Origin of the sequence: Streptomyces sp. NPDC020299, from assembly GCF_044387825.1 — a bacterium.
Taxonomy (GTDB): Bacteria; Actinomycetota; Actinomycetes; order Streptomycetales; family Streptomycetaceae; genus Streptomyces.
The window spans coordinates 35529-49950 of record NZ_JBIRWL010000028.1 but is presented as its reverse complement, the minus strand read 5'-3'; the positions used below and the strand labels follow the sequence as shown (position 1 = coordinate 49950).

Annotated in this window: 12 protein-coding genes; 9 read left to right on the top strand and 3 right to left on the bottom strand. The window is 72.4% G+C overall.

What is annotated here, in order from left to right:
• Window positions 1-66: 66 nt before the first annotated feature.
• Entirely contained in the window at window positions 67-471 is a 405-nt protein-coding gene (locus tag ACH45E_RS41880) for a MazG nucleotide pyrophosphohydrolase domain-containing protein (RefSeq protein WP_361454714.1), read from the top strand.
• Between the two features lie 31 nt (window positions 472-502).
• On the opposite strand, the gene ACH45E_RS41875 is transcribed toward ACH45E_RS41880, so the two are convergent.
• On the bottom strand, window positions 503-2518 hold the full coding sequence (locus ACH45E_RS41875; RefSeq protein WP_361454711.1) for a serine/threonine-protein kinase: 2016 nt from the start codon (window positions 2516-2518) through the stop codon (window positions 503-505).
• 244 nt (window positions 2519-2762) lie between these two features.
• Here ACH45E_RS41875 and miaB point away from each other — a divergent pair, with 244 nt between their 5' ends.
• Both miaB and ACH45E_RS41865 read left to right on the top strand, forming a co-directional pair.
• Entirely contained in the window at window positions 2763-4289 is a 1527-nt protein-coding gene (miaB, locus tag ACH45E_RS41870) for a tRNA (N6-isopentenyl adenosine(37)-C2)-methylthiotransferase MiaB (RefSeq protein ID WP_361454708.1), read from the top strand.
• Window positions 4290-4390: 101 nt separating this feature from the next.
• Window positions 4391-5104 (top strand): class III extradiol dioxygenase subunit B-like domain-containing protein, encoded by a 714-nt coding sequence (locus tag ACH45E_RS41865; RefSeq protein ID WP_361454705.1) that lies wholly within the window; start codon window positions 4391-4393, stop codon window positions 5102-5104.
• Between the two features lie 99 nt (window positions 5105-5203).
• Here ACH45E_RS41865 and ACH45E_RS41860 read toward each other — a convergent pair whose 3' ends face one another.
• The gene (locus ACH45E_RS41860) at window positions 5204-5485 is read right to left on the bottom strand and encodes an antitoxin (protein WP_361454702.1); all 282 of its coding nucleotides are present in this window, start codon (window positions 5483-5485) and stop codon (window positions 5204-5206) included.
• Between the two features lie 25 nt (window positions 5486-5510).
• Complete coding sequence (locus ACH45E_RS41855) at window positions 5511-5810, bottom strand: hypothetical protein (protein ID WP_361454699.1); 300 nt, start codon at window positions 5808-5810, stop codon at window positions 5511-5513.
• Between the two features lie 181 nt (window positions 5811-5991).
• On the opposite strand from ACH45E_RS41855, the gene miaA reads away from it, so the two are divergent.
• The 6 genes from miaA to hflX all read left to right on the top strand — a co-directional run bounded on the left by miaA (window position 5992) and on the right by hflX (window position 14352).
• A complete protein-coding gene (gene miaA / locus ACH45E_RS41850; RefSeq protein ID WP_361454696.1) occupies window positions 5992-6930 on the top strand; it encodes a tRNA (adenosine(37)-N6)-dimethylallyltransferase MiaA in 939 nt (312 codons plus the stop codon).
• A gap of 108 nt (window positions 6931-7038) precedes the next feature.
• A complete protein-coding gene (locus ACH45E_RS41845; RefSeq protein WP_361454812.1) occupies window positions 7039-7542 on the top strand; it encodes a hypothetical protein in 504 nt (167 codons plus the stop codon).
• A 141-nt stretch (window positions 7543-7683) separates the two neighbouring features.
• The gene (gene dapF, locus ACH45E_RS41840; protein WP_361454693.1) at window positions 7684-8553 is read left to right on the top strand and encodes a diaminopimelate epimerase; all 870 of its coding nucleotides are present in this window, start codon (window positions 7684-7686) and stop codon (window positions 8551-8553) included.
• A 284-nt stretch (window positions 8554-8837) separates the two neighbouring features.
• On the top strand, window positions 8838-11042 hold the full coding sequence (locus tag ACH45E_RS41835) for an HD domain-containing protein (RefSeq protein ID WP_361454690.1): 2205 nt from the start codon (window positions 8838-8840) through the stop codon (window positions 11040-11042).
• A 98-nt stretch (window positions 11043-11140) separates the two neighbouring features.
• A complete protein-coding gene (locus tag ACH45E_RS41830; protein ID WP_399042648.1) occupies window positions 11141-12655 on the top strand; it encodes a M1 family metallopeptidase in 1515 nt (504 codons plus the stop codon).
• Window positions 12656-12861: 206 nt separating this feature from the next.
• Complete coding sequence (gene hflX / locus ACH45E_RS41825; protein ID WP_361454687.1) at window positions 12862-14352, top strand: GTPase HflX; 1491 nt, start codon at window positions 12862-12864, stop codon at window positions 14350-14352.
• Window positions 14353-14422 lie beyond the last annotated feature (70 nt).

Here is a 14422-nt window from a genome sequence, read left to right as displayed (position 1 = left end):
GTCCTGACCAGCGCGGGGCGAGCGACGAGGACGGGGACTGTCAGTGGTGGCCGTTAGAGTCGCCGCATGAGCTCATCGCCCGCCGACCTCGTCCGTGAGTTCCACCGCGCCTTCGGCCTCGACGCCCGCACCGTGCCGACGGAGGTGGCCCCCGCGTTGGCCGCGCACCGCGGGGAACTGCTCGCCGAGGAGGCCGCGGAGGTCGCCGAGGTGTCGGTCACCGGCCCGCTCGACCGGCTCGTGCACGAACTGGCCGATGTGGTCTACGTGGCGTACGGCACGGCACTGGTGCACGGGGTCGACCTCGACCAGGTGATCGCCGAGATCCACCGCGCCAACATGAGCAAGCTGGGCCCCGACGGGCAGATAGCCCGCCGCGCCGACGGCAAGGTCCTCAAGGGCGAGCACTACCGGGCGCCGGACGTGTCGGCCGTCCTGCGCCGCCAGGGATGGGCCTCCGGCGGCGCCTGACCGACCCCGAGGCCGCGCGCGGTCCGTGGCCTCAGGCCGCGTCGCGCCACACCTTCACGTCCAAGGTCGCGTACGTCGTCCCGGACGAGCCCCGGTACGTCACCAGCCCCACGTGCCCCGTCCCGCTGATGACGCACATCTGCTGGCCGACGGCCAGGTCCTTGACCCAGATGTAGCTCTTGTAGCCGGTCGCGGCCTTGCACGCGTCGAGGCCGCCCTGCCGACCCGTGGGCAGCAGCGCGAGGGAGCTGCCGGAGTCGGTGCCGGGGGCGAGGACCGCGCCCGAGGAGTAGACGGCGTACGTCAGATCCTCGTCGGAGGTCCCAGTGTCCGCCTTGGACCGCACCGGGGTGTCCGCCAGGTACAGGTCGTGGCTCGCGGTCATCCGGATCCCGGAGTAAGCGGTCGCGACAGGGGCCTTCGAGGCCGTGGGCTTGCCGGTCGCGGCAGTCGGGGCAGCCGAGGCCGCGGTCCGCGTGGGTGTCGCCGGTCCCGAAGGGCTGGGCGGCGGAGCGGACTTGGCGGGCTTCGGCTTCTTCGAGGCCCGGGTGGACGGGGAGCCGGACGCCGACGGCGACGCCTCGGTGGCCGTGGCCGACCGCGACGCTGCCGCCTCCCGCACCCGGCCGGCGCTCTTGTCGTCCTCCCGCGGGACGAACAGCAGTGCGGCGGCCGCCCCACCGGCGATGAGCGCGACGGCGGCCGCCGACAGCATCCAGACCCGTGCCCGGCGGCCCTTTCCGCCCGCGGGCCCGGCGGAGGTCTGCGGGGCGGTCCGCGCGGAGGCCGCCTCCTGCGACTGTGCCCAGGGAGACGGAGCGTATGGATTCGGTGCGGCTCCTGGCTGGGTCACGAAGGGCCCGGGTGGCACGGAAGGGGACGGTGGGGTGGGGGAGTAGGCCGCGGCGGGACCGTAACCGCCCGGATCGCCCGCGGGACCGTAGCCGCCCAGGCTGCTCCCGGCACCGTAGCCGCCGGGACTGCTCGCGGGCCCGAAACCGCCGGAACCCGCAGGCCCGAAGCCCTCCGTACTCGCGGGCCCGGCACCGGAGGAGGCCTGCGCGCCCTCAGCCGCTCCCGCTCCCGCCACCGTTCCCGGCCCCGCTCCCGCCCGGCCCTGATCAGCGCCTTCCACCCGAGCCGCGATCCCCGCCGCCAGTTCGTCCGGCAGCCACGCCCCGGACGTGAGCCGCGCGTCGTCCCCGCGGTCGGCCTGGATCGTCTGAACGGCGCGGATGACCTCCTCCACGGAAGGCCGCTCGGCAGCGGGCTTGCGCAGGCACCGCGCCACCAGCTCCCGTATCTCCCGCGGCACACGGCTGAGGTCGGGCTCCTCGTGCACCACCCGGTAGAGCACCGCGTGCGGATCCCCGTCCCCGAAGGCACCGGCGCCCGTCGCCGCGAACACGGCGGTCTGCCCCAGGGCGAACACGTCGGCGGAGGCGGCGGCCACCCCGCCGAGTACCTGCTCCGGCGCCATGTAGGCGACCGTGCCGAAGGTGGTGCCGCTCTGTGTCACCGACGTGGCGTCCGCGGCCCGCGCGACACCGAAGTCGATGACACGCGGGCCGTCGGCGGCGAGCAGCACGTTCGAGGGCTTGAGGTCACGGTGCACGATGCCCTCGCGGTGCACCGCCTGCAACGCCTCCGCGACACCGGCGATCAGCCGCAGCACCGTGCCGACGGGCAGCGGCCCGTGGCCGCGGACCGCGTCGGCGAGGGACGGCCCCGGCACATAGGCGGTCGCGCACCACGGCACGGCTCCCTCCGTGTCGCTGTCCACGACCGGAGCCGTATAGAGCCCGTGCACCCGGCTCGCCGCCGCCACCTCGGCCCGGAACCGCTTGCGGAACTCGGCGTTCTCGGCCAGCTCCGGCCGGATCACCTTGACCGCGAGGGCCCGCCCGCCCGGCGTGTGCGAGAGATACACCCGCCCCATCCCGCCGGACCCGAGCCGCGCCACCAGCCGGTACCCGCCGACGACCCGCGGATCACCGTCCTCCAGCGGCTCGAAACTCCCCGCATCGGCCCCGCCCTCGCTCAACACGCCTCACTCCAGCCCGAGATCCGCTCAGTGGGCCCATTGCATCACGCGTCTTACGGGCCGGTGCCGATGTGCCGGCCCAGCGGCGCAGCCGGGGCAGGTCGCGGGGGTGGTCCCGCCGGACCGGCCGGCCCTCCGCGACACGATCACCGCCTGGTGCGAGAGCGGCTGCGACCTCGTGGGCCGCGCCCGGACCGGTACCGACCGCCCGGCCCGGGGCACTCCCGGGACCGCCTACCCTTGAGGAATGACCAGCAGCAGCGACCGGAGCCCCGCGGTGGACGTCCCCTCATCCAAGACGTACGAAGTGCGCACCTACGGGTGCCAGATGAACGTCCACGACTCCGAGCGATTGTCCGGGCTGCTCGAAGAGGCCGGTTACGTGCGCGCGCCCGAGGGATCCGACGGGGACGCGGACGTCGTGGTCTTCAACACCTGCGCGGTCCGGGAGAACGCCGACAACCGGCTGTACGGCAACCTGGGCCGGCTCGCGCCGAAGAAGACGCAGCGCCCCGGGATGCAGATCGCGGTCGGCGGCTGTCTGGCGCAGAAGGACCGGGACACCATCGTGAAGAAGGCGCCCTGGGTGGACGTCGTCTTCGGCACGCACAACATCGGCAAGCTGCCGGTCCTGCTGGAACGCGCGCGCGTGCAGGAGGAGGCGCAGGTCGAGATCGCCGAGTCGCTGGAGGCCTTCCCCTCCACGCTGCCGACCCGGCGCGAGAGCGCCTACGCGGCCTGGGTGTCGATCTCCGTGGGCTGCAACAACACCTGCACCTTCTGCATCGTCCCGGCGCTGCGCGGCAAGGAGAAGGACCGCCGTCCCGGCGACATCCTCGCCGAGGTCGAGGCCCTGGTCGCCGAGGGCGTCTCCGAGATCACGCTGCTCGGGCAGAACGTCAACGCCTACGGATCCGACATCGGCGACCGCGAGGCCTTCAGCAAGCTGCTGCGGGCCTGCGGCGGCGTCGAGGGCCTGGAGCGCGTGCGCTTCACGTCCCCGCACCCGCGTGACTTCACCGACGACGTCATCGCCGCCATGGCCGAGACCCCGAACGTGATGCCGCAGCTGCACATGCCGCTCCAGTCCGGTTCGGACACCGTCCTGAAGGCGATGCGCCGGTCGTACCGGCAGGAGCGCTACCTCGGGATCATCGAGAAGGTGCGCGCCGCCATCCCGCACGCCGCGATCACCACCGACATCATCGTGGGCTTCCCCGGCGAGACCGAGGAGGACTTCGAGCAGACCCTGCACGTGGTGCGCGAGGCACGGTTCACGCAGGCGTTCACCTTCCAGTACTCCAAGCGGCCCGGCACGCCCGCCGCGACCATGGACGACCAGATCCCCAAGGAGGTCGTCCAGGCGCGCTACGAGCGTCTCGTCGCCCTCCAGGAGGAGATCTCCTGGGCGGAGAACAAGAAGCAGGTCGGCCGCACCCTGGAGCTGATGGTCGCCGAGGGCGAGGGCCGCAAGGACGGCGCCACCCACCGGCTGTCCGGCCGCGCCCCGGACAACCGGCTGGTCCACTTCACCAAGCCGGAGCAGGAGGTGCGCCCCGGCGACGTGGTCACGGTCGAGGTGACGTACGCCGCCCCGCACCACCTCCTCGCCGAGGGCCCCGTCCTCGCCGTGCGACCCACGCGCGCGGGCGACGCCTGGGAGAAGCGCAACGCCGCGGAGGCCGCCAAGCCGGCCGGTGTGCTGCTCGGGCTGCCGAAGATCGGCGTGCCGGCACCGCTGCCCGTCGCCGCGAGCGGTTGCGGCTGCGACTGAGAGCGGTTGCGGCCGACGAACTGTCGCGGCCACGACTGACGAGCGGCTACGACTGACGAGCGGTTGCGGCTGAGGCCCGGGCCGGCGCTACCCTGCCGATCATGCTTGTCGCCGCCGCACTCTGCCCCTGTCCGCCGCTGCTCGTGCCGGAGGTCGCCGCGGGAGCCGCACCCGAGCTGGACGCGGCGCGTGCCGCGTGCACGGACGCGCTCGGTGTGCTCGCCGCCGCCCGCACCGACCTGCTGGTGGTGGTCGGGCCCGCCGGGCGGAGCGGGCGCGGACCGCACCCGCAGGGCACTCCGGGATCCTTCCGCGGCTTCGGCGTGGACCTCGACGTACGGCTCGGCCCCGGCCAGGGGGCGGCGTACGACCGTACGCTGCCGCCCTCGCTCGCCGTCGCCGGCTGGCTGCTGGAGCGCACGGGCTGGGCGGACGCGCCGATCGAGGGGCTCGGAGTGGGGGAGCTTCTGGCCCCCGAGCGGTGCGTCGAGGCGGGCAGGGAGATCGGCGCGCGGCGGACGCGGGTGGGGCTGCTGGTGATGGGCGACGCGAGCGCCTGCCGCACGGTCAAGGCACCGGGCTACCTCGACGAGCGTGCCGCGCCCTTCGACGCGGGGGTCTCCCGGGCACTGGGGTCGGCGGACGTGGTGGCGCTGAAGGCGCTGGACGCCCGGCTGGCGTCCGAGCTCAAGGCGTCGGGCCGCGCCCCTTGGCAGGTCCTGGCGGGCGCGGCCGAGAACGCGGGCCTGACAGGGACGCTGCTCTACGAGGACGCGCCGTACGGCGTGGGGTACGTGGTCGCGGCCTGGTCCTAGCGGGCCGGCCCCTGACGGACCGGCGGCGCGGCGCGAACGGCGGACGGCCGGGAGGCGTCCCGCTCCGCGGCCGTCCGCCGATCGATGGGTCGCTGCCGGTCAGGAAACCGGCGGCGGCACGTCCGGTCCCGTGCCGGGCCCGTCGTCACTCGCCTGGGTACCGCCCTTGTGCGCGAACCGGTCCATGGCGCCCTTGGCCTTCCCTGTACCGGCGTGGATCTTGTCGCTGTACTTGCCCTTGGTCCGTTCGTCCACGGCCTTCGCGGCCCTGTCGATGCCGTGTTCGATCTTGTCGATCGTGTCCTCGTGCTGGTGCGCGAAGTGCGACATCTTGTCCTTGGCCGGGGCGAGCCTGCTCTTCAGATTGTGCAAGAGACCCATTGATCCACCTTCCCTCGCGGTGCGGTCACGTACGGGCGCCGTCACCGGCCTCGTTGTCGGCGGCCTCCTCGGCGGACTGCTGCTTGGGGATCTCGGTGGCCTCGGTGGCAGCCGCCTGGCCGGTCTCCCCGCCGTCGGAGGACGCGGCCTCCGACGCCGGTACCCCGCTCTCGGACGCCCCACTCTCGGCCGACGCCGCCGGCGTCGCCTCCTCCGGCGGTTCCTCCGCCTCGGACCCGCCCGACTCCGCTCCGGTCAGCGGCTCGGTGGCCGACGCCTCCTCCGTCGCCTTCGACCTCCGCAAAAGTCGCGCAAAAACACCCATATCCACTCCATACGTTACTCGTGCGGGCGAATCCCGCGCAGCCCGGTGCGCCCGTTTGCGCGACCCGGCTCACCGCCTCCGGGAGCGGGCGGCAGGTACCTCGCAACGGGCAACGACCCCGGACCCGGCTCGTCACGTAACTCGTTCGAGGCACGGCCGGGAGGTTTGCGAGACTGGTGCGGTGAGCAGTGCATCCCCCGCCCCCCGCGTCATCGCCGTTGTCGGACCCACCGCGGCCGGAAAGTCCGATCTGGGCGTATTCCTGGCCCGGCAGCTCGGCGGCGAGGTCGTCAACGCCGACTCCATGCAGCTCTACCGAGGGATGGACATCGGCACCGCCAAGCTGACGTTCGAGGAGCGTGACGGCGTCCCGCACCATCTGCTGGACATCTGGGACGTCACCGTCACGGCCTCCGTCGCCGAGTATCAGAAGCTGGCCCGCGCCCGTATCGACGCACTGCTCGCCGAGGGACGCTGGCCCATTCTGGTCGGTGGCTCCGGCCTGTACATCCGGGGAGCGGTCGACAACCTCGAGTTCCCCGGCACCGACCCCGAGGTCCGCGCCCGCCTGGAGGACGAGCTCGCGCTGCGCGGCTCCGGCGCGCTGCACGCCCGGCTGGCCGCCGCCGACCCCGAGGCCGCGCGCGCGATCCTGCCCGGCAACGGCCGTCGCATCGTCCGGGCCCTGGAGGTGATCGAGATCACCGGCCAGCCCTTCACCGCCAACCTCCCCGGTCACGACTCCGTCTACGACACCGTCCAGATCGGTGTCGACGTGGCCCGCCCCGAACTCGACGAGCGCATCGCGCGCCGCGTCGACCGCATGTGGGAGGCGGGGCTCGTGGACGAAGTGCGCGCACTGGAGGCGCGGGGCCTGCGCCAGGGGCGTACGGCGTCGCGCGCGCTCGGCTACCAGCAGATCCTCGCGGCGCTCGCCGGGGAGTGCACCGAGGACGAGGCCCGGACCGAGACCGTACGCGCCACCAAACGCTTCGCGCGCCGCCAGGATTCATGGTTCAGGCGCGATCCCCGGGTGCAGTGGTTGAGTGGGGCCGCGGCGGACCGCAAGGAACTTCCGCAGCTCGCGCTGGCGTTGGTCGAACGACCGGTCACAGCCTGATCACGTCATGGCATCGGGATGCGCCGCCGGTCATCGCGGCCTCCGACACCGTGCCATCATCGAGCTTCGATCGACCAAGTGGAGTCCTAGTTGGGAGGGCGCGTGGCGATGGAGGCCGGCCCTCGCGACACCGCACGAAGCACGGAGTACGTCACCACCGGCGGCGGCGAACCGGAACAGGGCGAGGACCGACTCAGCCCCGACGGACCGGACGAGACGCCGGACGGTGTGACCGACGACGGCCCCGAGCCCGAGGAGATGTTCGCGGGCGGCCCGGAGGTCGAGGTCGAGCTGCGCCCGCAGCGCCGGCTGCGCATCTGGCAGCTCGCGCCCATCGTGGGCCTGGCCGCGGTCGGCTCCCTGATGTTCGCCTTCCCGCTGGCCTTCGACTTCGGTGACAGCGGCGCCGTCATCGCCATGCTGGGTCTGTTGATCTGCTCCTGCGCCGCGGGCTGGGGCATGATGGCCGCCCGCCGCGTCGGCTACACCTGGCCGGGCCTGCCGGCCCGAGGCTCGGCCGGCCGCGCCGACTGGCGGGTCGTGCTCGGGTACGTGCTGCTGGTGGCCGTGGTGGCGGTTCTCGCCGTGTGGCGGGTGGCAAGGCTTCGCTGAGGCGCCGCGAAAGGGGCGCGGGTCCGGTGTCGACATGCGGCTCCGCCGCGTGGGCGCGATCAGCCACACACGGCCCGCACCCGTCCTCCCGGCGCACCGCTCCATGGGCCCGCCGGCGGAGCGCTCCCGTACGATCGAGGAATGAGCACGCGGATCGCCTTCCTCAAGGGTCACGGCACGGAGAACGACTTCGTGATCGTCCCGGACCCCGAGAACGCCATCGACCTGACCCCGGCCGCCGTGGCCGCCCTGTGCGACCGCCGTGCCGGCATCGGCGCCGACGGCGTGCTGCACGTCGTACGGTCCGCCGCCCACCCGGAGGCCGAGGGTATGGCGGGCGAGGCGGAGTGGTTCATGGACTACCGCAACGGCGACGGCTCGATCGCGGAGATGTGCGGCAACGGAGTGCGGGTGTTCGCGCGCTACCTGCAGCACGCCGGGCACGTGACCGAAGGCGACACCGCGATCGCCACGCGCGGGGGCGTGAAGACCGTCCACATCGCCAAGGACGGGGACGTCACCGTCGGCATGGGCAGCGCGCGCCTGCCCGAAGGGGACGTCACGGTGAGCGTAGGCGAGCGCAGCTGGCCCGCGCGCAACGTGAACATGGGCAACCCGCACGCGGTCGCCTTCGTCGACGACCTCGCGCACGCCGGCGATCTGCTCGCACCGCCGCCCTTCAGCCCGGCCGCCGCCTACCCGGACGGGGTGAACGTCGAGTTCGTCGTCGACCGCGGCCCCCGCCACGTCTCGATGCGCGTGCACGAGCGCGGTTCCGGCGAGACCCGGTCCTGCGGCACCGGCGCGTGCGCCGTCGCCGTGGCCGCCGCGCGCCGGGACGGCGCCGATCCGGCCGTCACCGGCACCCGGGCGACCTACACGGTCGACGTACCCGGCGGGCGACTGGTGATCACCGAGCGGCCGGACGGCCAGATCGAGATGACCGGACCCGCCGTGATCGTCGCCGAGGGCGAGATCGACGCCGAATGGCTGGAAAACGCGGTCCGTTGACCATATGAACCGTGGCTCCAACCGGCCCAGGCCACCCGATTCGCGCCTTCCGGCGGCCGGATCGGCGCGAATCGACGGCAGGTCGACGACCACGTGGCGCAAAATCGTAAACCTCTCAGCCGTCGCACGAACGGGTGATCCGTTTCACGCTCGGCGAGAGGCGGTCAGTCGGGCATGGTGGGCTCGGTAGCATCAAGCACCGGCACGGACGGGGGAACGTCGCCATCCCTGAGCCGTGTATGCCCTGGGGGGCCCGTCCGCCGGTCCACGAGCCGGAGGTGCCCATGAGTGCGGAGGCCACGAATCCTGCGAGCCCTGGCCCTGTAGCCCCTACAGTGCCCCGCAGGAAGGCCCGCCCCCGGATCGACCTGCGCAGACTCGGCCGGGCCGCGCTGCTCGGCCCCGGCGCTCGCGACAAGCTGCCCGACGCCATCGGCCACGTCGTAGAGGCGCACCGCGCCCACTACCCCGACGCCGGCATCGAACCCCTGCGGCGGGCCTACGTCCTGGCCGAGTCCTCGCATCGCGGCCAGATGCGCAAGAGCGGCGAGCCGTACATCACGCATCCGCTCGCCGTGACCCTGATCCTCGCCGAACTCGGCGCCGAGACCACGACCCTGACGGCCTCTCTGCTGCACGACACCGTCGAGGACACCGATGTGACCTTGGATCAGGTGCGGGAACAGTTCGGTGAGGAGGTTCGTTATCTCGTCGACGGGGTCACGAAACTCGAAAAGGTCGAGTACGGGGCCGCCGCCGAATCCGAGACCTTCCGCAAGATGCTGGTCGCGACCGGAAACGACGTCCGCGTGATGTCGATCAAACTCGCCGACCGGCTCCACAACATGCGCACCTTGGGCGTGATGCGCCCCGAGAAGCAGGCGCGCATCGCCAAGGTGACCAGGGACGTCCTCATCCCGCTCGCCGAGCGTCTCGGTGTCCAGGCCCTCAAGACCGAGATGGAGGACCTCGTCTTCGCGATCCTCCGCCCCGAGGAGCACGCCCACACGCGCGGGCTGATCGCAGACAACGCGAACCGTCCCGACGATCCCCTCGCGGAGGTCGCCGACGAGGCCCGCGTGGTCCTGCGCGAAGCCGGCATCCAGGCGGAAGTCCTCATCCGCCCCCGGCACTTCGTCTCCGTCCACCGCGTCGCACGCAAGCGCGGGCAGCTGCGCGGCGCCGACTTCGGCCGCCTGCTGGTGCTGGTGAACGAGGACGCGGACTGCTACGGCGTGCTGGGCGAGCTGCACACCTGCATGACCCCCGTCGTCTCGGAGTTCAAGGACTTCATCGCCGTACCGAAGTTCAACCTGTACCAGTCGCTGCACACCGCCGTCGCCCGCGCCGACGGACAGGTGGTCGAAGTCCTCATCCGCACCCACCAGATGCACAAGGTCGCCGAGGCCGGGGTCATCGCGCTCGGCAACCCGTACGCGCCCCCTTCGGAGGAGCAGGCCGCGGGCGACGAGCGCGTCGACCCGACCCGCCCCGGATGGCTCTCCCGTCTCCTCGACTGGCAGCAGGCGGCACCCGACCCCGACACCTTCTGGTCCACCCTGCGCGAGGACCTCGCCCAGGACCGCGAGATCACCGTCTTCCGGCCCGACGGGGGCACGCTGGGCCTGCCGGAGAGCGCCACCTGTGTGGACGCCGCGTACGCGCAGTACGGCGAGGACGCGCACGCCTGCATGGGCGCGCGCGTCAACGGCCGGCTGGCGACGCTGAGCACCGTGCTGAGGGACGGTGACACCGTTCAGCTCCTCATGGGCCAGGACCCCGCCTCCGAGCCCTCCCGGGAGTGGCTGGACCACGCCCACACCCCCGCCGCCCGGATCGCCATCCAGCGGTGGCTGGCCGCCCACCCGGAGGGCGGCGACGCGGGGGCACGGGAGACCGGCAAGGTCCACTGGAGCGGTACGGAGTCCCCCGGCGGGGCGGACGGCGGCACGGGCGAGCACTCCGAAGCGGCGGCCGACCGGGATTCCCGCGCTGGAACCGGTCCCGCCACCGACGCCCCTGCCACCCGCCCCGCGGCGGCCAGCGCCGTCGTCGACCGGCCCGGGGCGGCCGTGCGGCTCGCCGGGTGCTGTACGCCCGTACCGCCCGACGAGGTCACCGGCTTCGCCGTACGCGGCGGCGTGGTGACCGTGCACCGCGTCGAATGCGCCGGAGTGGCGCGTATGAAGAGCGCCGGGCGCGCGGAGGTCGGCGTGCGCTGGGGTGACACCACCGAGTGCCGGGTCACACTGGTCGCCGAATCGTTCGGCCGTCCCCATCTGCTCGCCGACCTCACCGAGGCGATCGCCCTCGAAGGCGCCGAGATCGTCTCCGCCACCGTCGCCCCGCCGAGCCAGCAGCGCGTCCACCACACCTACACCCTCCAGCTCCCCGACGCGGCCCACCTCCCGGCTCTCATGCGCGCGATGCGGAACGTGCCGGGCGTGTACGACGTCGGCCGGGCCCAGCACCAGGGACCCGATTCCTGATCCCGAGAAACACGCCCCGGCAACCCGGCGGCCCCCGTTCGGGTGGGCCGGTCGCGCGCCGTCGCGGCGGGGCGGGCGCGTGCTGGTAGCCGTGGTCCATGCTGCTCACGCCCCGCATGCCGGATCGGCGACCCGGCGTCCCCAGTGCCCGACCCGCCGCCCGCCGCCGGAGGGCCGCCGCCCTCCTCGCCTCCGCCGTCTCCGCCTGTCTCCTCGCCGCGAGCGCCCCCGCCGTCCCCCTGGGCGTCGGCGACCGGCTCTACCCGTACCTGGGCAACCCCGGATACGACGTGGCTTCGTACGACCTCTCCTTCATCTATCCCGGCGGCAACGACAAACCCCTTCAGGCCGTCACCACGATCCACGCCCGGACGACCGCCCCGCTGGAACGGCTCAACCTCGATTTCGCCCACGGCACCGTCGAGTCCGTGGAGGTCGACGGCAGGCCCGCCGCATTCACCGGCGCCGGCGACGACCTGGTGGTCACCCCCGGGACGCCGCTGACCGAGGACAGCTGGACGCGGATCACCGTGCGGCACACCAGCGACCCCAGAGCCGTCGCGGGCCGGGACAGCGGCTGGGTGCGGACCACCGACGGGCTGGTCATGGCCAACCAGGCCGACGCCGCGCACCTGGTCTTCCCCTGCAGCGACCACCCTTCCGACAAGGCGATGTTCACCATCCGGATCACCGCGCCCAACAGCTACACGGCCGTCGCCAACGGCATCCCGGCCGGCGTGACCAGGGCGGGCGGCTCCACCACCTGGACGTACCGGACCCAACATCCCATGGCCACCGAACTCGCACAGGTGTCCATCGGCCGATCCGCGGTGCTGCACCGCACCGGACCGCACGCACTGCCGGTGCGCGACGTGGTCCCCGCCGCCGACCGCAAGAAACTCGAACCCTGGCTCGCGAAGACCCCGGACCAGATCGCCTGGCTGGAGAGCAAGGTCGGGCCCTATCCCTTCGAGACGTACGGCGTGCTCATGGCCGAGGCCGCCACCGGCTTCGAACTCGAGACTCAGACCCTCTCCCTCTTCGAGAAGGACCTCTTCACCGACGCCGCCTACCCCAAGTGGTACATCGAGTCGATCATGGTGCACGAGCTGGCTCACCAGTGGTTCGGCGACAGCGTGAGCCCGCGCACCTGGTCCGACGTGTGGCTCAACGAGGGGCACGCCACCTGGTACGAGGCCCTCTACGCGGAGGAGAAGGCGCACAAGCCCATGGTCGACCGCATGAAGGCGGCCTACACCGCCTCCGATCGCTGGCGCGCCTCAGGTGGCCCGCCCGCACTGCCCAAGCCGCCCGAGCCCGGCCAGAAGATCGGCATCTTCCGGCCCAACGTGTACGACGGAGCCGCGCTGGCCCTCTACGCCCTCCGCCAGGAGATCGGCCGCCCCGCCTTCGAACGCCTGGAGCGGACCTGGGTACGTCTGTACCGCGACGGCACCGCGACCACCGCCGACTTCACCCGCCTCGCCGCGAACATCGCCGGCCGCGACCTGACCGGCTTCTTCCAGGCCTGGCTGTACGGCGAGAAGACGCCGCCCATGCCCGGTCACCCGGACTGGAAGGCGGCGGCGCCGCGGCGGGTGGCGAAGAAATAGCCGCAGGCGGATGGCGAAGACACAGGGGCTCGTGGTCCCACCGCCGCGGAATAAGGCGGTGACGAGACGGGTCGTGCCGTGCGACCATCTTCGGGTCGGCGCGGCACGGAGACGGGAATCTCTCCGGGTACTCGTGCGTTGTTCACAGTGACGGACGAATCACACCGTTGCCGCCCCATCGGATTCCCCATCGACGTAAGGATCAAATGACCTCCTCTTCTTCCTCTTCCCAGGACACCAAGCGCTTCGCGCACGCCTACCCCGAAGGTCTTCGGGCCGATGCCCTGATGGAAGAGGACGTCGCCTGGAGCCACGAGATCGACGGAGAGCGGGACGGCCACCAGTTCGACCGCTCCGAGCGCGCGGCCCTGCGCCGCGTCGTGGGCCTCTCCACCGAGCTCGAGGACGTCACCGAGGTCGAGTACCGCCAGCTCCGGCTGGAGCGCGTCGTCCTCGTCGGGGTGTGGACCACCGGAACCGCCCAGGACGCCGACAACTCCCTCGCGGAGCTCGCCGCCCTCGCGGAGACTGCCGGTGCGGTCGTGCTCGACGGCGTCATCCAGCGCCGGGACAAGCCCGACGCGGCCACCTACATCGGCTCCGGCAAGGCCGCGGAGCTGCGTGACATCGTCCTCGAAACGGGCGCGGACACCGTCATCTGCGACGGTGAGCTGAGTCCTGGCCAGCTGATCCAGCTGGAGGACGTCGTCAAGGTCAAGGTCATCGACCGTACGGCCCTGATCCTGGACATCTTCGCCCAGCATGCCAAGTCACGAGAGGGCAAGGCGCAGGTCGCGCTCGCGCAGATGCAGTACATGCTGCCGCGGCTGCGAGGCTGGGGTCAGTCGCTGTCCCGGCAGATGGGTGGCGGTCGCGGCGGCCTCGCCACGCGTGGCCCCGGTGAGACCAAGATCGAGACGGACCGGCGCCGGATCCGCGAGAAGATGGCGAAGATGCGCCGGGAGATCGCGGAGATGAAGACCGGCCGCGAGGTCAAGCGCCAGGAGCGCCGACGCAACAAGGTGCCGTCCGTCGCCATCGCGGGCTACACCAACGCCGGCAAGTCCTCCCTGCTCAACCGCCTCACGGGCGCGGGCGTGCTGGTCGAGAACGCCCTGTTCGCGACCCTCGACCCGACCGTGCGCCGGGCCGAGACCCCGAGCGGCCGCGTGTACACCCTGGCCGACACGGTCGGCTTTGTCCGGCATCTGCCGCACCACCTGGTCGAGGCGTTCCGCTCCACCATGGAGGAGGTCGGCGACTCCGACCTGATCCTGCACGTCGTGGACGGTTCGCACCCGAACCCGGAGGAGCAGCTGGCCGCCGTGCGCGAGGTGATCCGGGACGTCGGCGCCACCGACGTGCCCGAGATCGTCGTGATCAACAAGGCGGACGCGGCCGATCCGCTGACGCTCCAGCGGATCATGCGGATCGAGAAGCGCTCCATCGCCGTCTCGGCCCGCACCGGCCGGGGCATCACCGAGCTGCTGGCACTCATCGACAACGAGCTGCCCAGGCCGTCCGTCGAGATCGAGGCGCTGGTGCCGTACACGCACGGCAAGCTGGTCGCCCGTGCCCACACCGAGGGCGAGGTGATCTCCGAGGAGCACACCGCGGAGGGCACCCTGCTCAAGGTACGGGTGCACGAGGAGCTGGCGTCGGACCTCGCGCCGTACACGCCCGCCCCCGCGCACTGAGCACAACCGCTCCCGCACAACCGCTCTGACGCACAGCGGCGAAGGCCCGCCCCCGGTCCAGGGGGCGGGC